This window comes from Solibacillus sp. FSL K6-1554 (assembly GCF_038005185.1).
Taxonomy (GTDB): Bacteria; Bacillota; Bacilli; order Bacillales_A; family Planococcaceae; genus Solibacillus; species Solibacillus silvestris.
This window is the reverse complement of the sequence record NZ_JBBOSS010000001.1, coordinates 1,209,537-1,227,441: the sequence shown is the minus strand read 5'-3', so window position 1 is coordinate 1,227,441 and position 17,905 is coordinate 1,209,537. Positions and strand designations below refer to the sequence as shown.

At 38.5% G+C, this 17,905-nt stretch carries 20 protein-coding genes; 4 read left to right on the top strand and 16 right to left on the bottom strand.

The window, feature by feature from the left end; translation table 11 throughout:
* Nucleotides 1-6: 6 nt before the first annotated feature.
* The 3 genes from MHB58_RS05845 to MHB58_RS05835 are packed head-to-tail and all read right to left on the bottom strand — an operon-like array spanning nt 7 to nt 3,016.
* On the bottom strand, nt 7-813 hold the full coding sequence (locus tag MHB58_RS05845; protein ID WP_340734853.1) for an enoyl-CoA hydratase/isomerase family protein: 807 nt from the start codon (nt 811-813) through the stop codon (nt 7-9).
* 11 nt (nt 814-824) lie between these two features.
* A complete protein-coding gene (locus MHB58_RS05840; RefSeq protein WP_340734852.1) occupies nt 825-1,877 on the bottom strand; it encodes an acyl-CoA dehydrogenase family protein in 1,053 nt (350 codons plus the stop codon).
* Complete coding sequence (locus MHB58_RS05835) at nt 1,874-3,016, bottom strand: acyl-CoA dehydrogenase family protein (RefSeq protein ID WP_014824408.1); 1,143 nt, start codon at nt 3,014-3,016, stop codon at nt 1,874-1,876. The genes MHB58_RS05840 and MHB58_RS05835 overlap by 4 nt, the downstream gene beginning before the upstream one ends.
* 255 nt (nt 3,017-3,271) lie before the next feature.
* On the opposite strand from MHB58_RS05835, the gene MHB58_RS05830 reads away from it, so the two are divergent.
* Nucleotides 3,272-3,736: a hypothetical protein gene (locus MHB58_RS05830; RefSeq protein ID WP_340734851.1), complete on the top strand. Its 465-nt coding sequence runs from the start codon at nt 3,272-3,274 to the stop codon at nt 3,734-3,736.
* A 64-nt stretch (nt 3,737-3,800) separates the two neighbouring features.
* Entirely contained in the window at nt 3,801-4,607 is an 807-nt protein-coding gene (locus tag MHB58_RS05825; protein WP_014824410.1) for an EcsC family protein, read from the top strand.
* A 39-nt stretch (nt 4,608-4,646) separates the two neighbouring features.
* Here the strand turns inward: MHB58_RS05825 and MHB58_RS05820 are convergent, their stop codons facing one another.
* The 3 genes from MHB58_RS05820 to MHB58_RS05810 all read right to left on the bottom strand — a co-directional run bounded on the left by MHB58_RS05820 (nt 4,647) and on the right by MHB58_RS05810 (nt 7,711).
* Nucleotides 4,647-5,447: an MBL fold metallo-hydrolase gene (locus MHB58_RS05820; RefSeq protein ID WP_014824411.1), complete on the bottom strand. Its 801-nt coding sequence runs from the start codon at nt 5,445-5,447 to the stop codon at nt 4,647-4,649.
* Nucleotides 5,448-5,700: 253 nt separating this feature from the next.
* Nucleotides 5,701-6,474: a DNA repair protein RecO gene (gene recO / locus MHB58_RS05815; protein ID WP_008403126.1), complete on the bottom strand. Its 774-nt coding sequence runs from the start codon at nt 6,472-6,474 to the stop codon at nt 5,701-5,703.
* A 61-nt stretch (nt 6,475-6,535) separates the two neighbouring features.
* Nucleotides 6,536-7,711 (bottom strand): CapA family protein, encoded by a 1,176-nt coding sequence (locus tag MHB58_RS05810; protein ID WP_340734850.1) that lies wholly within the window; start codon nt 7,709-7,711, stop codon nt 6,536-6,538.
* Between the two features lie 512 nt (nt 7,712-8,223).
* Here MHB58_RS05810 and MHB58_RS05805 point away from each other — a divergent pair.
* Nucleotides 8,224-8,514, top strand: coding sequence for a hypothetical protein (locus tag MHB58_RS05805; RefSeq protein ID WP_014824413.1), 291 nt, complete (start codon nt 8,224-8,226; stop codon nt 8,512-8,514).
* A 406-nt stretch (nt 8,515-8,920) separates the two neighbouring features.
* Here MHB58_RS05805 and MHB58_RS05800 read toward each other — a convergent pair whose 3' ends face one another.
* The gene (locus MHB58_RS05800) at nt 8,921-9,124 is read right to left on the bottom strand and encodes a DUF3923 family protein (protein WP_340734849.1); all 204 of its coding nucleotides are present in this window, start codon (nt 9,122-9,124) and stop codon (nt 8,921-8,923) included.
* A 172-nt stretch (nt 9,125-9,296) separates the two neighbouring features.
* Between MHB58_RS05800 and MHB58_RS05795 the strand changes: the two genes are divergently transcribed.
* On the top strand, nt 9,297-9,635 hold the full coding sequence (locus tag MHB58_RS05795) for an IS3 family transposase (RefSeq protein ID WP_014824415.1): 339 nt from the start codon (nt 9,297-9,299) through the stop codon (nt 9,633-9,635).
* 786 nt (nt 9,636-10,421) lie between these two features.
* Here the strand turns inward: MHB58_RS05795 and MHB58_RS05790 are convergent.
* The 9 genes from MHB58_RS05790 to MHB58_RS05750 all read right to left on the bottom strand — a co-directional run bounded on the left by MHB58_RS05790 (nt 10,422) and on the right by MHB58_RS05750 (nt 17,904).
* Complete coding sequence (locus tag MHB58_RS05790; RefSeq protein ID WP_014824416.1) at nt 10,422-10,958, bottom strand: hypothetical protein; 537 nt, start codon at nt 10,956-10,958, stop codon at nt 10,422-10,424.
* A 313-nt stretch (nt 10,959-11,271) separates the two neighbouring features.
* Complete coding sequence (locus MHB58_RS05785; protein WP_014824417.1) at nt 11,272-11,847, bottom strand: hypothetical protein; 576 nt, start codon at nt 11,845-11,847, stop codon at nt 11,272-11,274.
* A 303-nt stretch (nt 11,848-12,150) separates the two neighbouring features.
* Complete coding sequence (locus tag MHB58_RS05780) at nt 12,151-12,351, bottom strand: hypothetical protein (protein WP_197494741.1); 201 nt, start codon at nt 12,349-12,351, stop codon at nt 12,151-12,153.
* A gap of 92 nt (nt 12,352-12,443) precedes the next feature.
* Nucleotides 12,444-13,358 (bottom strand): GTPase Era, encoded by a 915-nt coding sequence (gene era / locus MHB58_RS05775; RefSeq protein WP_008403129.1) that lies wholly within the window; start codon nt 13,356-13,358, stop codon nt 12,444-12,446.
* Nucleotides 13,345-13,752: a cytidine deaminase gene (locus MHB58_RS05770; RefSeq protein ID WP_008403130.1), complete on the bottom strand. Its 408-nt coding sequence runs from the start codon at nt 13,750-13,752 to the stop codon at nt 13,345-13,347. The genes era and MHB58_RS05770 overlap by 14 nt, the downstream gene beginning before the upstream one ends.
* Nucleotides 13,753-13,777: 25 nt before the next feature.
* Entirely contained in the window at nt 13,778-14,128 is a 351-nt protein-coding gene (locus tag MHB58_RS05765; RefSeq protein WP_008403131.1) for a diacylglycerol kinase family protein, read from the bottom strand.
* Nucleotides 14,115-14,600, bottom strand: coding sequence for an rRNA maturation RNase YbeY (gene ybeY / locus MHB58_RS05760; protein ID WP_014824418.1), 486 nt, complete (start codon nt 14,598-14,600; stop codon nt 14,115-14,117). Before ybeY ends, MHB58_RS05765 begins: the two co-directional genes overlap by 14 nt.
* 14 nt (nt 14,601-14,614) lie before the next feature.
* A complete protein-coding gene (locus MHB58_RS05755; RefSeq protein WP_014824419.1) occupies nt 14,615-16,729 on the bottom strand; it encodes an HD family phosphohydrolase in 2,115 nt (704 codons plus the stop codon).
* A 215-nt stretch (nt 16,730-16,944) separates the two neighbouring features.
* Entirely contained in the window at nt 16,945-17,904 is a 960-nt protein-coding gene (locus tag MHB58_RS05750) for a PhoH family protein (protein WP_340734848.1), read from the bottom strand.
* Nucleotide 17,905 lies beyond the last annotated feature (1 nt).

Genomic DNA, 17,905 nt, shown 5'->3' with positions numbered 1-17,905 from the left:
ACTGTATTATTTGAAAACGGCTTTTCGTTTTTCTACTATTGCTTTGACTCCTTCTTCGTATGCTGGTAATTCTGTTACTAAGCCCATTTTTGACGAAATATAGTCAAGTGAAGAACGAAGACTCATTGATTGGCTTTGATAAACAGCACGCTTAATAATTTTGATCGTTTCAATTGGACCATTTGCCAGTTTCTCCGCATAACTTTGTGTAAAGCTTTCCAAGTCCTCATCATTCACAACAAATGTTACGAGACGTGCTTCCTTTGCTTCCTCTGCCGTTAAAACACGCGCTGTCCATAACATGTCAAGTGCTTTGTCGATACCGACGAGGCGAGGTAAAAAGTAAGCACCGCCATCACCAGGAACAATTCCTACATTAATATAGCTTTCAGAGAACTTCGCAGACTGTGCAGCAATACGGATATCACACATCAATGCCATATCAAGTCCTGCACCCATTGCAAAGCCATGCATCTGCGCAATGACCGGTTTATCGATTTCCTCAAGTAATAAAGGTACGCGCTGCACCTTTTTCCATAAAGAATTTTTCCGGGCCAACGCTGTTGAAGTAATATCTTCCTCACTATGGTAAAAGCCCTGGCCCGCCACCATTGCTTTTATATCTCCGCCTGCGCAAAATGCTTTGCCGTTTCCTTTCAAAATGACAGCTCGAATGTCATCATTGTCACGCACTTCTTCCAGCGCTTTTATCCACAAAAGGATCATTTCTTCGCTAAATGCATTTAAACTTTCCGGGCGATTCAGTGTTATTGTTGCAATATGGTCCTTCACTTCAAATAATAAATCCGACATTGTTTTCCTCCTTATGCATGTACATGCGTTTCTACTTCATCTGTAATGCTTTCCCACAAGTCTATTTTTGTTTTCAGCAGTTGCTGTGCCAACTGTTTTTTCCAGTAGCGTGCCGTAAATTCTTCATCTCGCCAAGCCCATAAGCGGCGCGTATACTGGTGGAGGCGATGTTCATGTGTCACACCGATCGCTGCATGAACTTGGTGCGCAGAAGTTGCCACCACACGACTCGCATCATCCATTCGCAAGCGTGCATACGCCACTTCTCTTTCTTCTCGCCCAGCTGCCAATAATGTTTGAATATTATTGACTGCCACTGTCATAAGCGTCTGTTCTCCTGCCATATTCGCTAAATGCTGCTGCACAAGCTGGAACCGGTGAATTGGACGGCCGAATTGTTCGCGTTCTTTACTAAACTGAACACTCAGCTGGAATGCGGTTGTTAGTGCTCCGCTCATTTTGCTGACAGATGCCGCTGTAACTAACTTTTTAAATTGCTCATACTTCTTTGCTGAAATCGGCACTTTTTGAAGCGCTTTCATATTTTCGAATACGACTTCTGAACGTGGTTCGGCTGCCAAATTTGTGCTGTTTTTCAGAAGGGCATCTTGTAAGTCGGCAACAATAATAAACTGCTGTGCCTCTTCCTGTGCAACCGCCACAATTTTTTCAGCATACTGGGCCCACCCGACATGCTTTAATGTACCGGATAAAGCATTGTCCTTTAACTGCAGCGGGATTGTAATGCTGTAGGTAGTTAACTGCTCAAATCCTTTTAGGTCCACTTGCTGCAATAAAAAATGGGCTAACGTATGCTCAATAAACGGAACAGGTACAGCATATTTTCCTAAAAGTTCATACAGTGCCAATAAATCTTCAATATCCCCACCTGCTCCTCCATCTTCTTCACTTACCACTACCTGATGGAGTTCATTATCTAGCAACAGCTGCCAAACATCTTCGGCCCACTTATTCTCCTCCAAAAGATCAACCGTTTCTTTTTCGACTTTATCTTTAAAAATCTTTTCAACTACTTCTAAGACCATTTCTTTAATTTCGCTCATTGTGCAATAACTCCCTTCGCTAAAATTCCATACAGAACTTCTGATGTTCCGCCACGAATTGTAAAGCCTGGTGCATGTAAAATAGATTCAGCCAAATATCGCTCGACCCTATTGTCGCTATGCAAGTTTGGATACACATCAAGCATCAGGCGGATGATTTCAGGAATTTTCTGTTCAAACTTCGTGCCGATACTTTTTACAAGTGCTGCCGGTACTGCAACTTCGCCGCCTTCTTCCAATACTTTTGCAACCCCAATTGATAAGTTGCGTAATGACCACAGTTCAGCAACAAGCTTCGTCGCTTCTTCCAGACCCACTAGATCTCTCTTAATCTTCAGTTGTTCAATTACCTCGTTTAAAAGCGGGAATGTACTTAAAATTCGCTCAGGCCCACTGCGTTCAAATGCCAGCTCTGCCAAACCTTGCTTCCACCCGTTACCTAGTGTCCCTACTACCATCTCATCCGGAACAAATACATTATCCAAGTAGATATCGTTAAAATGCGGTTCTCCTGTTAAATAACGAATTGGCGCAATCGTCACACCTTCACCTTTTAAATCGATTATAAATTGCGAAAGACCTTCATGCTTTTTCTCACCTAATGGTTCTGTACGTATGAGCGTTACCATGTAATGTGCATCATGGGCATTACTGGACCAAGTTTTTGCACCATTCACAATCCAGCCGCCCTCCACTTTTTCCGCGCGTGTTGCAACGGATGCCAAATCTGATCCACTGTTCGGTTCACTTAAACCGATCGCGAAAAAGCATTCACCTTTCACAATTTTCGGCAAGAAAAATTCCTTCTGGTAGTCTGTACCAAAGCGCAGCAGCAATGGTCCTGTCTGGCGATCTGCAAACCAGTGTGCAGCTACCGGCGCGCCAAATGCCAAAAACTCTTCCGTTAAAATATAGCGGTCAATTGTACTGCGCTCACTGCCACCATATTGCTTCGGCCAGGTCATTCCGATCCATCCCTGCTCTGCCACTAGTTTTGAAAAAGAAGGGTCAGAGCCGCTAAGCCATGAGTCACAGCGTGTTTCAAATGTCCCGTTTTCAATATGTTGCTTTAAAAAACTTCGCACTTCCTGTCTAAACTGCTTTTGTTCTTCTGTAAATTGTACATTCGGTAGATTCATAACTTTACCTCCAATTACGCATATTGTGTAATGACTTTCTAATAACGATATTATAAAATACTTTTTTCCGAATTGTCAAAACTTTTGTACAATATCATTGCTTATTGCAGAAAAAATGCGCATTATCGAGAACCTATCATTTATCAATCTATTTTGTGATATATAAAGAATTTCACCTTATTAATATTTTGATTATTTAGATAATTAATGTAAAAAAACGATATAATCTAATAAAGAATAGATGGAGGGGATTACATGTTTTTTCAGTTAAAGGACAGCACCGCCACAACTTTAGACACATTCGATAAAATTTCACATCTCGTTAAAGCTATACTCCACTTTGAATGCCCGGAACACCGCGCACAGCATCACATCCTCTACACGGCGAATATGAAACTTGAAACTTATCGTGAAGCACAGTCATTTTACAGAAAATTTGACGATCCGAGCAATGCACTTGGTCGGTTAAGTCGAGAAGCGTATGAACTGGCAAACAAAAAATACCATCAATTATTTACAATAATCCGGAGCTATATGCATTTAAGCGACCATAATAAACGCAACCACTTTAATCACCACTTCCGCTTTTCTAAAGAAAAAATCGAAGCGATGTTTACTCTTTTTGAACAAATGCACCATCATGAACACTTAAAACTTGAATTAGAGTTTTATGAGCGGTTAAAAGAAGATATCATCCCATTGCTGACACAATTCGAATGACTCGCTGAAACCTTTTTTATTTAGGAACGTAAAATAAGTAACATGTCCATCAGGAGGGCGACTCATGGAAACACAACAGCAGCTGGAAAATCACTTATTAACAATCCAACAATGGGAGAAAGATCAAAGCGGTTTATGGTTTTGGGAAAGGATTGGCCGCATCCCATTTAAAATACTCGATAAATTAACACCGAAATTCATTCAAGAGAAAATATCCGTTTTAATCGACGAACTGGTGAGTTATGTTCAAACCGGCGGAAAATATTTAGTAAGCGAAAAATCGATGATGCGTCATATTCAAAAACATACGCTCCATTCGGTTTCCACATTGGAGGATATTGGACAAATGCCAATTGAAGATATGGTGGAACTGAGTGAAAAGCTACAAAAAAACCGTGCAAATATTGCAACCGTACAAGGAGCATCCGCCGGCTTTGGTGGTGTGTTTACATTGGCGCTCGATATTCCTGTCATTCTAGGGATTGCGTTAAAAACATTACAGGAAATTGCGATGATCCATGGTTATGATCCAAATGAAAAAGCCGAGCGTATTTTCATCGTAAAGTGTCTGCAATTTGCTTCTTCTGATGTTGTCGGCAAAGAAGCGATATTAAATGAGCTGGCACAGCATTATGAAAAACCTAACGCGGCAGAAAATATGGTTTCTCAGTTACAAGGCTGGCAGGAAGTCTTCTTTACGTACCGGGACAATTTTGGTATGAAAAAGCTCTTTCAAATGATTCCTGTAGCAGGTATGATTTTCGGTGCCTTTATCAATAAGTCAATGATTGAAGATATTGCCGAGGCAGGCATGATGCTGTACCGCAAGCGACGAGTGCTGGAGCGGATGAATGAACAGGATAACCGTTAGATGCACAAAAAAATAGCCAAAGAATTTAAGTTCTATCTCTTAAATCCTGTGGCTATTTTTGTTGAATATTTTTTTATTGAGTTCGTGCATTTCTTTTAATCCCTTATAAAACGGATAAAGTTTCTGTAATTCCGATTCATCCACATTACCGCTTGATAAATTATTTAAATATAATAACGATGCATCAATTCGTTTTTGAATTTCACTTCGGTTATTTGTCGTTGTCCCATGTCCTGGCACAATAACTTCAACTTTTTTATCCGATATAATTTTTTTCGCCTTTTGGATTGTTGCTAAATAGGCTTCATAATCTTCTATAAAAGGAAACTCGACATCCGATAAATAATCCCCCGCCAAAAAAATACCGAACGAATCCACAACTGTAAATAACCCATCTGCCGTATGCCCTGGTGAAAAGTAAAAGCTACATGTTATATCCGGCAGCTCAAGTGTTTGGCCATCTTCTTTAATCACGATGTCTATGTGAGGATAGATAATAGAATAATCTCTATCAACATAGTACTGAGCATCAAACTGACGGATTTGTTCCAATACCTCTTCTTTATTCGCCCGCTTGACAAAAGCTTCACTTGCAATTGTTGTCGCATGCGGAAATGCGCCTGCTGCAATAATATGATCATAATCACTATGTGTATAAATAAGATACAATTTCCGATCTTCAATAATCGACTCGATATAGGTTTTTATTTCTGCAATTTCGTTCGGCAGCCAGTTAGGATCGGTTACGATTAATGCCTGCTTTGTTTTGATTACCGCTGATGTCGTTTGATATAACACACTTTGAAATACGGTTAACTGCTCATTTTCAAATTGGCGCATTGTGTTTCCCTCCTTAACAAAAGAAAGCAAGTCTGCGCGATTCTACGCTTTCGACTCGCTTTATTTCCTAGGCAATAATTTTCCCGGTGCTTAAACAGGAGTTGATTTCCATTTCGGGTCGGACGCTTTCCGCGGGCCCGGTCTGAACTTGTAGTCTCAGACGTCTGGCTGTTTCCGCTGGAGTCGCCCCCCTTCATTTCAATCAACTCTTTTAATCTAGACTTTGCCGTCTTAATATGGAATAGCAATAATTTTATTCCTCTTCCTTCTTTTCACGCTGCAATAATGGTGTACGCTCCAGTTGTTCGATGAAGTTACGTGATTTCAGACGAATTCCCGTTTGTTCTTCATAGATTGTCGTGACAATTTTTTTGATAAATTGTTTTGTCTGCGGTTTTAACTCCAGCTTGCCGACTTGCTCAATCGGCACCGTATAAAACATGCGAATCAACTTGAGCTGTGTTGGTGACAACCTGATAATATACGGGTCTAAATGGAAGCACCGATGACATATAAATCCGCCTTGTGTAAATGAAAACGCAAATTCTCCATCAACAGCTCCACACCCTGCACATGCATGCAAAATCGGCTGAATCCCTGCAAACGGGAGCATTTTCCAATCGACAAACAATGTAATCGCTTCCGGATCATACCCTTCTTCAATTGCATTCAATGCCTGAATTAATATATCAAAAGCATAAGGTTCCGGTCTGCCTTCTTCAACGAGGCGATCGACAATTTCCACGATGTAGCTTGCATAAGCTGTTGCCACAATATCTGTTTGGATGTGGCGCATCGAATTGAAATGTTCCCCTTGCTGCAATGTCCCCATGCCTGATGTTCGCTGGACTAAAAACGAGCCATGCATAAATGTTTGCGTTACACCTGCCAAACGACTCGTAGGTTTTTTCGCTCCACGTGCCATACACGCAACTTTACCGGCTTCACGTGTCATCAGAGTCACGATTTTATTGGATTCACCATAAGCACGCGCCTTTAAAACGATGCCTTCCCATTTATGTAGCATCTGTTGCACATCCTTTTATTTCTTTCGTATCTCTATTATACCGCACAATTGCTAGAAAAGTTTAATAAACGGTTACATGTTGGCCCATGATTTGCTTTACCCACTGCAAATTTTTGACAGAGCGCTGTTCCACATCTTTTAATGGATAAACCCGATAAATTCCATCTGCATCCAGTAATACAGAAGTGGCATAAAGCTCAGGTTCATCTATAGTAATCCAGTCGCCTTCCTTAGTAATTTCAAGGCTCGCGATTCCGCCGATCATTGTGTTCGGGATCGTTATAATTGTTGAAAAGAAATTACCGAGCGAATAAAAAATATGCGTCTCCTGTCCCTGTTCATTGATGAGCTTGTCATACGGTTGCAGGACATGCGGATGGGTCCCGAAAATGATATCGGCTCCCGCTTCATTTAATATATCTGCATAATGTTTTTGATTGTCATTTGCTTCATACACATATTCCGATCCCCAATGCATCGATACTGCTACAACATCGACCGATTGTTTTAATTCCTCGACATCCGCTTTTATTTTCGCTTCATCAATATAATTTATGAGAAATGGCGATTCCTGTGGCAAATAAAGTCCATTTGTCCCATATGTGTAGGCAAGCAGTCCAATTTTTATCGATCCGATTTCCATAATACGTTGGGTAGACCTGTCATCTTCATTTTTATAAGCCCCTACATAAGGCATATGGTAGTCTTCAAGATTGTTAAAGACGGTACGCATTCCATTTTCCCCTTGATCGATAATATGATTATTGGCGATTGTGACTAAATCGACTCCCGCATGTTGAATATCCCGAATAATATGGGGCGGACTCGAAAATAATGGATAGCCGCTTAGTGGATATTCATTTCCGACAGGAGGCGATTCCTGATTGGCGATCAGAAAATCATAGCTTTGCATCATCTGTGTTACTGCTGAAAAAGATGAAGTAAAATCATTATATTTCGCAAGTCTTAAGTGCAGTAAAATATCCCCCGCCATTGCAAGACGAATCGATTCTTTTGGTGCTTGTTGCTCACGTTCACTAATTGGCTCGTTTTTGTCTTTTATATCATACTCTATATTTATTGTTGGCGACGGGATGGGCTCTTCGATATTCATTTGTCCTTCTGCGACAATAATCGTTTTGTCCTGATCGACTGTCGCAACGACAATAAATAATAAAGCGAGTGAAATCCCCCAAAGCGCCAATAAAAATTTATTTAAATTATTCAATGCGTTCACCTTCTAACTTCTGTTAAATATTCCCTTACTAAATGGTAGCAGAACATTGCCTATAATCAAGAACAAAATCATTGTCGTCCTGGGGTGGGGAATTTATTCGCCAAGTTGTGGGTGAATGTAGAAAATGTTGAGAGGAAAGTAGAATGTTTCCGGCCGAATGTAGAAAACTTCTAATGAAATGTGGAACAAAACTGCTGAAATGTATAACCTATTCATTTTATTCGCTAATTCATCAGAGTATGTAGAATGTTTCGAGGGCAAAGTAGAAAGTTTCCGGCCAAATGTAGAACTTTTCACCGATAATGTGGAACAACGCATCTAAAAAGGAAACTCCATATTCGTCATAATATCTTCAGCCACGGCGTTATCGTACGGACATCCCTTCATGCTTAGTGATCGCTGGATTCCGAATGTCTGAAGCGTCTCCGAAATTAGTTTGTTATCGAACTCTTGTAAAATTAATGGTAAAATAAAAAGTGTTAATTAATTGGGATTGGAGGTTACAATTCACAATGTCAGCTAAAAAACACTCTTGGAAAAGTTATTTATTTTTAATAACAAGTGTATTAGTAACAGCAGCTATGTTTCTATTAGATCCAATAGCTAGAGCAAATTCTGAAACACTTACGCCAGTGATTCTAGCATTTATTGGTCTTGGCACAATTTGTTCTATTGTGTTGGCTGTTTTCTGTTTCCGTACTTTAAATGAAAAAAAGACTTTACCAATATTGGGTTTGCTTTTTACTAGTTTAAATGTTATTCTAATTGTTTCGTTTTTATGGATTGGTGCAAATATAGTATAGATAGAAATAACATCCGTCAATTACTTTTGCACCCCGAATGCCATTACGAATTGTTGTATCCCCAGGACCTGTTTTATTTGCAGCACTTAAAAAAGCTGTATGGAATGCAGTTTTCTTATTCCGCAATCGGGCCATATTATTGAATAACATTTTCCATGGGGTAGCGTCAGAAAAGATGCAGATTTACAACGATATGAAATATAGTATACAAATTTTTATGCAAATTAAAGAACAAGTCCAGCAAGTATAAATGCTGCTGCATCAACGTTTGCACCTTTTGTATAAAAATCTGTATAAAAAATAGTTCTCATAAAAAGCCACGAACGTTGATTTAACAACATTCGTGGCTTTTTAATGTGTCCCAAAACTTTTATTTGGGAACATTATTTTTACTTTATGTGTATGGTTATACAGATGCTCTTTTATTGATAATAAATAAAAATATAAGATGGCATATAACAATGAAAATAAATAAACCACCTAACAATGCTAGAGAAAACCATTTTAATTCAGGTGTTTGAACTACACCAGCAGCATCTACTTCTCTAGTATAAATAAATGTAGCTAGACCGCCAAATACGACAATCCAAAAACTGTAAGCGTCCACCATACTTTTTTAATCATTTTTATTCCTCCCCGTAATTAAATCTACGAAAAGAAATTAATTAGGTTTCATATTTTTTCCAAATAACTGAATTGAAATGTAAGGTATAGTTCCCAAAGCGGTGTTGAACTGCACCCCATTTGTTAGACACATACTAACAAGGAGGTGCGGTTTTTCTATGGGAAAAATGAGCGCAGAAGATAAATTAGCCGCGGTTGAACGCTATCTAAATGGCAAGGAAAGCTCCAGAACAGTCGCTGCGGATTTTGGTATTTCACATCGCCATTTACTCACGTTGACGAACCAATATCAAAAGAATGGTGTAGAAGCGTTCGTCAGACAATATACAAATTATACAAAAACGTTTAAACTAGACGTACTTAACTATATGACTGAACACGGTACGTCCTTACACGAAACGGCAGCGATTTTCAATATCGCCGCAAGTTCGTCTATACGAAAGTTTCTTTTTAATAACAAAGTAAGTTACTACACCCAAGCAAATGTATATAATTAACATATAACTTCCCAATAATATTGAATTCTTAAATACAGTGGTTAGCGAATACATACTTAGTAATATATAGATTATTAAAAATACATATCCATTCTTTCTACTTTTCACAAAGACAGAAGTAAAAACAGCCAATATTAAGCTGACAAATATTAAATGACTTAAAATGACCATTATATATATCAAAATACTAAACTCCACTAGTTCCCCCCCAATCCTCTCAAGTAAAGGCAATTACCTATTTTCAACAAACCTGCTACGTTAAATGAAGTATAACCTTCCCAAACCGACGTTTGGTAACATAATTACAGTCTATTCCCGTAACCAAAATCGTATTTGGGTACTTCTTTGTATGTAAGGTATGAAAACACACGGATATGACGAACCCTTATTCCACAATCGGGAGCGATTCTTCAATAAGAAGATCGCGTTTTTCCGTTAAGGGCCATATTGTTGAACTAACCTATTTTTCTGAAGAGTGTTAGAAAAGATGCAGATATATAAAGATAAGAGATTGGCTATACAATTTTTTATGCAAATCAAAGAACAAGCCAAGCAAGTAGAAACACCGTTTCATCGGCAGTTTACGTATCATCTTTATAAAATGTTGTATAACCAATGTTCAAAAGAAAAGGCATAAAAAGTTGATTTTAACAACATTCGTGCCTAAGGTATTTCTTGATTTTTAAGAAGCAAAATTTATAAAAAGCGATGCTTCTTATTATTCTAAAAGTAAGGATTTTCAAGGTATATTTATTTTTTTACATTTAATAAGAAATACCTAAGTTTTTATTCATATGGTTTATCATAATCCTCAACTTTAAGCTCTTTAAGGAATTCAATAAAATTTATTCTATTTCTATATTTTTCTCTATAATATGATTTTTTACTGAGAAAATCTTCTTTAACAATATTAATAATATATAGTTTCATACGTGTTTCCTCCGCATAACCATAATTTTCGGTAAGCTCTATTAGAAAGGAAACAATATAATTAAATAATACAGGGAAATCTTTTTCAATTTCTTCCTGGTATTCAACTAAAGCTTTAATATACTTATATAACTCACTTTGTTTAGTAAAACGGAAACTGCATCCTGTATTCCAATAGCCAAGCCAAATAGAAAATATACCAATAGAATACCGTCTCAATTCTTTATCAGAATCACTAAAATATAAATAACATGGGTAATGTGGAAACGCCATTCCACCATCAAAGCCTAATATTCTGAAGCCACTGTTCAATACTTTTTTTATTTCAGCAAGAACCATACTTTTTTCTTCCCTTGTAAGGTCTTTTTGAATTTTTTTAACTTCTGAGCTCATAATAACCTCCCTCTAAAGCTGAAAATGAAGTAATGACTATTATTATTATACAGAGCCTGATATTGTCCTAAAATTCGGAGGTGATAATGTACTAAATAAGAAAGAACACTATTAAAATCTGGCAATTAAGTTAGTCGCAGAGTACATTCTTCCAAAAGTAAAGCGAGAAACGTTATTAAATTAACGTTTCCCGCTTTTTGGTAAATTCCAAAACTTTGATTTGGGAACGCTTTTTGTATGAGAACTGTATAAGATTTTATTAATTAATAGCCAAAGTTTTGTAGCTCCCAAAATTTACCGCTTTGTATAATAGTTACATATTTAGCTTTTTCGCAATTAAATTTAATTCATAATCCAGGCTTGTTGTTGTTTTTAAGCAATCGTCAGTCGTTTCTGTAACGGTTGGAAAAACCGATTTATTTATAGTGTATTGTTTTAACTTTAAGTAATAAGCTATTGGGAAATCGGCACCATCCCACATTTCCGAATAACCGACTAGACCAAACTCTGTGATAAGAGATTCTAAACTCGTTACTATCGATGACACGAATTTATCGTAATTACATGAAAATTTCACATCAATGAATGGTCGATGTCTTCTACTATCATCTTCATATTGTTTCACTGTAACAAATAGATTTTCTTCAGCGCTTTTTATATCGGAAAGATTGAATTCCCACTCAATTAAACCGGGCTCTTGATGCCAACTACATTCTGTTTCATCTTCATAAAACTCTGGATCAATATCTGGATTCAACCGCAAGATAGCTTCTAAAAATTCTTTCAATGCATCAGAAATACAACTAGCCTCAAATGAAAATTGTTGATTTGACGATTCCAGTTCGCATCTAGCCCAACCAGCATCTGTAATTTTATAATTAAATTTCATTTTTTCACCTTTTCAATTACGAATCATATTTTGAGTAGAGAACATGTCTATACGCAAGTTAGTTTGGTAGCATTAATTATAGCCCAACTTCGTTTTCAAAATCGTATTAGCGAACAACTTTTTTTACGTATGGTCGTAAGCCACTCGAATATGGCAGCCCCTTATTCCACAATCTGGCGCTTTCCTTGAAGAAGGAAAGCCCTTTTTTGCGTAGAAGGGCGCTATTGTTTAAAAAGCCTATAGCTGTTAACTTATCATAAATATATTACGACAAAAGAAGTGGCTAATATTTAGCCTCTTCTACTAACTTAGTTTCAAACAATTTAAAATATCATTTGCTAAAACTTTTGAACCTGCTGCCCCTTGTAAATACTTCAAATCTCCCGTTGATAACCAATCAATTTCTTTAAGATTTAAAAGTAATTGAGCAATTTTAACAGAATCAGATTGTTGCGATTTCTCCCAAAAATTTTCTGTAACAATTTTATTGCCTGCAATTGCCAATGCATTTAAACAAGTAATATGTGTCATGCGATAAGATAAAAAAACACACCGAATTTCCCTTAAAGAAAATCGGTGTGTTCTGCTGCTATCTATTAATACTCGTCTTCTCTAAATCCGAAATCGCGTAAATGCGTTTGCTTGTTACGCCAATCTTTTTGAACTTTTACCCAAAGCTCTAAGTATACTTTTGAGCCTAGTAGCATTTCAATATCCTGGCGGGCACGTGAGCCGACTTCTTTTAAAAGAGCACCGCGTTTGCCGATGACAATTCCTTTTTGTGAATCGCGTTCTACCATGATTGTCGCCTGTACATGAATCATATTTTCCTTTTCTTCATGTGGCTTAATGCGCTCAATGACAACCGCAATTGAATGTGGAATTTCTTCGCGTGTTAAGTGCAATACCTTTTCACGAATCAGCTCAGAAATAATGAAGCGTTCCGGGTGGTCCGTTACTTGGTCTGCCGGGTAATATTGCGGGCCTTCAGGTAAATACTTTTCGATTGTCGATAATAAGTTTTCCACGTTGTTGCCCTGTAATGCTGAAATTGGAATAATTTCAGCAAAGTCGAACTTATCTTTATACGAATCAATGATTTTTACCAGTTCATCCGGATGTACTAAATCAATTTTATTGATGATTAAAAAAACCGGTGTTTTATTGCCTTGTAACAACTCGATGATGAATTCGTCACCTTTTCCGATTGCTTGTTCAGCATTAACCATAAACATGATCACATCCACTTCGCGTAAAGCATTACGTGAAGTTTTCAGCATAAATTCGCCTAATTTATGTTTAGGCTTATGAATCCCCGGTGTATCGATGAAAATCGTTTGAGAGTTTTGTTGGGTTAAAACACCTTGTACTTTATTACGTGTCGTTTGTGGTTTGTCAGACATAATCGCAATTTTCTGGCCGATTACTCTGTTTAAAAATGTTGATTTGCCCACATTAGGACGACCTACAATCGAGACAAAGCCCGATTTGTATCCTTTATTTTCCTGCATTTTTCATATCCTCCGTATTAAATGCACCCGGGATTAGCTCACCTACTGTTGTTTGTTGAACGTCACCATTCATATTTGTTAAGTAGACAGGCATATCCGGAGCACAAAATTCACTCATTACTTGTCGACAAGCTCCGCATGGGGAACATGGACCCGGTGTGTCTGCTACGATCGCCAGCGCTTTAAATTTCATATTGCCTTCTGACACTGCTTTGAAAAACGCCGTACGTTCCGCGCAGTTTGTCATGCTGTAACCTGCATTCTCGATATTGCAGCCATTGTACACTGTACCGTCTTCTGCTAATAATGCCGCACCTACTTTAAATTTCGAGTAAGGTACATAAGCAAATTCACGTGCAATTTTAGATTGTTCCATTAATTGTTCCATGTTCATCTTTGGTTCCCCCAAAATATTATTTTTAAAACCATTTTGGTAAAAATATGAGTAGTCCGATTATAACACTTGCGAGCGCAAAAACAAGTACAGCACCTGCCGCAACATCCTTTGCCTGCTTGGCGAGCGGATGAATTTCCGGTGATGCCAAGTCCACTACACGCTCGATTGCCGTATTGATCAACTCAGTTCCGATGACAAAAGCTATGACTAAAGTGATGATACACCATTCAACGATCGATAGCCCCGTCAGTAAACCAGCCATCAGGACAATTACTGCACTCACTAAGTGAAATCTGAAGTTTTGTTCCTGTACAGCCGTAACTAGTCCTTCCATTGCATAACGAAAAGAACGAAAAAATTTACGGACGTTCATTCGTATCACGACCTAGGCCGTATGACTGTAAAATCGTATCTTGCTTCCCGAACATAACTTTTTCATCTTCCCGTGTCATATGATCATAGCCAAGCAGGTGCAAAAAGCCATGGACAGCCAAGAAGCCAAGCTCACGTTCAAACGTATGGCCATATTCAGCTGCCTGTTCACGAGTACGGTCTGTCGAGATAATAATATCACCTAAAATACGGGGAATCCCTTCACCGATAATTTGCAGTTCCCCTTCACCCATTTCCTCCAATGCAAAAGAAATGACATCAGTAGGCTGGTCTTTATCGCGGTATTCACGGTTAATTTCATGGATCGCTTCATTCGTCACAAATGTCACCGAGACTTCCGAGCCATCCTCGATTCCTTCCTGTTCCGCTGCATGCTGAAGCAGTTTTTCCACTAACTCCAAGTGGGATTCTTGTACTTCATTTGTTTCATCTAAAAAATCAATTAATAACATGTTGTTCCCTCCTACTATTCCTTTGGATATTCAATACGCGAGTGGAACGTTCCATTTAATGTTTCACATAATACGTCTTCTATCTTTTTCAATTCTTTTAATGAAATATCGCATTCATCAAACTGGTCATCCTGTACACGATCCTGAATAATCGTTTGCACAAGCTTCTGTATTTTCTCTGCATTTGGGTGCTGCATTGAACGTACTGCTGCTTCAACACTGTCCGCAATACTAATGATTGCGGCCTCTTTCGTCTGTGGCTTTGGACCCGGATATCGGAATACACTTTCGTCCAATTCTTTCCCTTCTTCCTTAGCCTTAAACAAAAAGAATTTCAATGTGCTTGTCCCATGATGCTGTAGACAAATATCGATGATTTCCTGAGGCATTTTATGCTTGCGCAACAGCTCTGCCCCATCTGTAGTATGTGCAATAATAATTTCTGCACTACTCTCGGGTGCCATCGTATCATGAGGATTTGTCCCCATTTGGTTTTCAATGAAAAATAAAGGTCTTCGCGTTTTCCCAACATCATGATAATAGCAACCGACTCTTGCTAGCAAGCCATCAGCCCCAATTGCTTCACATGCTGCTTCAGCCAGATTGGCAACCATTATACTATGGTGATACGTACCGGGTGTTTCCGTCAAAATTTTCTTTAACAACGGGTGATTTGGATTCGATAATTCGATCAGACGTACGACCGATAAAAGTCCGAAAGCCGATTCGAAATACGGAAGGAGACCCATCATTAAAGCACCGGATAACAATCCTGAAATAATCGCTGCAGCAACATAAAACGCAACTTCCTTCATTCCGTATCCTGACTGTCCCATCAGTATATAAAATGCAATAAATACGATGTTAACAAGTGTTACGATACCTACCGCCTGCAAAATGTCTGTCCGTTTTTCAAGGCTGCGCATAAAAATAATCGACGCAAATCCGCCAAATAAAATGTAAAGCGCTGTATCCATCTGCAAAATACCCGATAATCCTTCATGGAAGATGATGCCTGCAGACGCAGCAGTAATGATTGTCACAATACTTGCGGTGCGGTCATTGGCTAACACGCGGACTAGCATTGTCACTAATGCCGATGGGAATATAAAGGCAATCATCAGATCAAAATTCGTTGAAATCAGTGCGATCAGTTTCATCATGATTAACGCAATCACATATACAATAATCGTCACGAGCAGTTCATTGCGCTTTGAAGCAATGTCTTTTTCCGTGCGATCAAACAGAACAAACAGGAAAGACATTTGCAGTAAAATCAAAATAATTAATCCGGCAATCGGTTTAATCGATTCTTCACTGTCCAGCATCCCTAATAGTTCAAGCTGACGATAAATTTCGCGTGTAATTACTTCGCCTTCCTGGACAATGATCTGTCCTTGCAAAATACGTGTTGGCTCAACTGCTTCCTTTGCCTGCTGTTTGGCAATGGCCGTTTTTTCTTCATCCAGTACTTCTGTTTCCACAATAGCTGCACGACCAATAACGATCGCAACACTCATTAAGCCTTCAGATATCGAAGGCTGCTGACGGATCTTGCTTTCCAGTTCATTACGGTACGGCAGCAAGCTATCCTTACGAAGCGGATAATTTAAGTTCACTTCAACCAATGTCGCCAATGCATCACGTGCAGATTCAAGATTTGCTTGTGATGCACTTAATACATTCAGCAACTGTGCATCCGATAAAATCAGATTTTGATGGTTATCAAATATATCTTTTAATCCGGTACGCAGCATTTTTATTTGTTCGGCTTGGGATATTTCCTCCTCCGCCTCTGCAATATCCTTCTTCACTTCCAATGCAATATCAAAAATGGTTGTCACAAAAGTTGCACGCTGACTTGGCACTTCATCTTTATATATGTATACAGGGTCTACGGCTTTCTCCGCATTTTCCCTTTCTATTTCTGTCTTTACCGTATCTTCCACTGTTTTAGATGAACGAATGGTTTCCGGTGATAATTCAGTTAGTTGGATATCATATGTAACGCCCCGAACATTATCAATCATCAGGAAAAACTGCAGGAGTGCAGTAGCCGCAAGGACGATGAATAACAGTGCGCGAAAGCTGATTAATTGGATGAGCTTGTTAAATCTTTTTATGATCATGCACCTCCCTTTGTTTCTATGTTCATTTTATCAAATTTATATGTTGGGTGTTACGAAAAGTACGTATGTTTTTCAAATAAATGTCTTTCCACCTACTAATGGGTGGAATAATTCCTCCTCTTAGTTTATATACGGAGTTTTTTCCAATAAGTTTCATGCTATTTTTCCCAATAAAAAACTTTCAACCTTTAAATAAAAGTTGAAAGTTCCATTTTTTATAATTCCTGCTCTGTGTAAGCCTGAATGACTCTCGCTACTAATGGGTGACGGACTACGTCACCTTGCTCAAGTATTTGGAAATGAATATCTTTTACATAACGTAATGTACGCTCTGCAATAATCAGACCGGACTCCGTGTTTTTAGGTAAATCAATTTGTGTTTTATCGCCTGTAATGACCATTTTTGAGCCAAAACCTAAACGCGTTAAGAACATCTTCATTTGCTGATGCGTTGTATTTTGAGCTTCGTCTAAAATGACGAATGCATCATCCAATGTACGGCCACGCATATACGCTAAAGGTGCGATTTCAATCGTCCCGCGCTCTATTAGACGCTGCGTCTGCTCCTGTCCATAAATATCATGAAGTGCATCATAGAGCGGACGTAAATACGGATCGACCTTTTCCTTTAAGTCCCCCGGTAAAAACCCTAATGACTCTCCTGCTTCAACGGCAGGACGTGTTAAAATAATCCGTTTTACATGACCATTTTTTAATGCCTGTGTAGCCATCACAACCGCTAAATACGTTTTACCGGTTCCGGCAGGTCCAATTCCAAAAATCAGGTCTTTATGACGGATTGCCCGGATGTATTCACGTTGCCCAATCGTTTTTGCACGGATTGGCTTGCCTTTTGTATTACGCGCAATTTCTTCATTATATAACTCCGCATAATATTCAATTGTGCCTTTGCTGGCCATTTCAATGGCTGTTGACACATCACGCTGATCGATATTAATATTTTTTCGTATAACTTTCAATAACGCTTCTAAAACTGCATATGCTTGATTTTTCTTTTCTAAATCATCGCCTGCAATTTGTATGACTTCCCCACGCGTAATAATTTGTACGCTATAAGTTTCTTCAATCAATGTTATATTTGCATCTGACATTCCTAAAAGCATTACAGCTTCATTTGGATTGTCGATTTGAAGCTCAACATATTTTTCTGACATA

What these genes read in the sequence shown, in the direction of transcription:
- MHB58_RS05845 (WP_340734853.1), bottom strand. Translation starts at nt 813, where the DNA reads ATGTCGGATTTATTATTTGAAGTGAAGGACCATATTGCAACAATAACA.
- MHB58_RS05840 (WP_340734852.1), bottom strand. Translation starts at nt 1,877, where the DNA reads ATGAGCGAAATTAAAGAAATGGTCTTAGAAGTAGTTGAAAAGATTTTT.
- MHB58_RS05835 (WP_014824408.1), bottom strand. Translation starts at nt 3,016, where the DNA reads ATGAATCTACCGAATGTACAATTTACAGAAGAACAAAAGCAGTTTAGA.
- MHB58_RS05830 (WP_340734851.1), top strand. Translation starts at nt 3,272, where the DNA reads ATGTTTTTTCAGTTAAAGGACAGCACCGCCACAACTTTAGACACATTC.
- MHB58_RS05825 (WP_014824410.1), top strand. Translation starts at nt 3,801, where the DNA reads ATGGAAACACAACAGCAGCTGGAAAATCACTTATTAACAATCCAACAA.
- MHB58_RS05820 (WP_014824411.1), bottom strand. Translation starts at nt 5,447, where the DNA reads ATGCGCCAATTTGAAAATGAGCAGTTAACCGTATTTCAAAGTGTGTTA.
- recO (WP_008403126.1), bottom strand. Translation starts at nt 6,474, where the DNA reads ATGCTACATAAATGGGAAGGCATCGTTTTAAAGGCGCGTGCTTATGGT.
- MHB58_RS05805 (WP_014824413.1), top strand. Translation starts at nt 8,224, where the DNA reads ATGTCAGCTAAAAAACACTCTTGGAAAAGTTATTTATTTTTAATAACA.
- MHB58_RS05800 (WP_340734849.1), bottom strand. Translation starts at nt 9,124, where the DNA reads ATGGTGGACGCTTACAGTTTTTGGATTGTCGTATTTGGCGGTCTAGCT.
- MHB58_RS05795 (WP_014824415.1), top strand. Translation starts at nt 9,297, where the DNA reads ATGGGAAAAATGAGCGCAGAAGATAAATTAGCCGCGGTTGAACGCTAT.
- MHB58_RS05790 (WP_014824416.1), bottom strand. Translation starts at nt 10,958, where the DNA reads ATGAGCTCAGAAGTTAAAAAAATTCAAAAAGACCTTACAAGGGAAGAA.
- MHB58_RS05785 (WP_014824417.1), bottom strand. Translation starts at nt 11,847, where the DNA reads ATGAAATTTAATTATAAAATTACAGATGCTGGTTGGGCTAGATGCGAA.
- era (WP_008403129.1), bottom strand. Translation starts at nt 13,358, where the DNA reads ATGCAGGAAAATAAAGGATACAAATCGGGCTTTGTCTCGATTGTAGGT.
- MHB58_RS05770 (WP_008403130.1), bottom strand. Translation starts at nt 13,752, where the DNA reads ATGAACATGGAACAATTAATGGAACAATCTAAAATTGCACGTGAATTT.
- MHB58_RS05765 (WP_008403131.1), bottom strand. Translation starts at nt 14,128, where the DNA reads ATGAACGTCCGTAAATTTTTTCGTTCTTTTCGTTATGCAATGGAAGGA.
- ybeY (WP_014824418.1), bottom strand. Translation starts at nt 14,600, where the DNA reads ATGTTATTAATTGATTTTTTAGATGAAACAAATGAAGTACAAGAATCC.
- MHB58_RS05755 (WP_014824419.1), bottom strand. Translation starts at nt 16,729, where the DNA reads ATGATCATAAAAAGATTTAACAAGCTCATCCAATTAATCAGCTTTCGC.
- MHB58_RS05750 (WP_340734848.1), bottom strand. Translation starts at nt 17,904, where the DNA reads ATGTCAGAAAAATATGTTGAGCTTCAAATCGACAATCCAAATGAAGCT.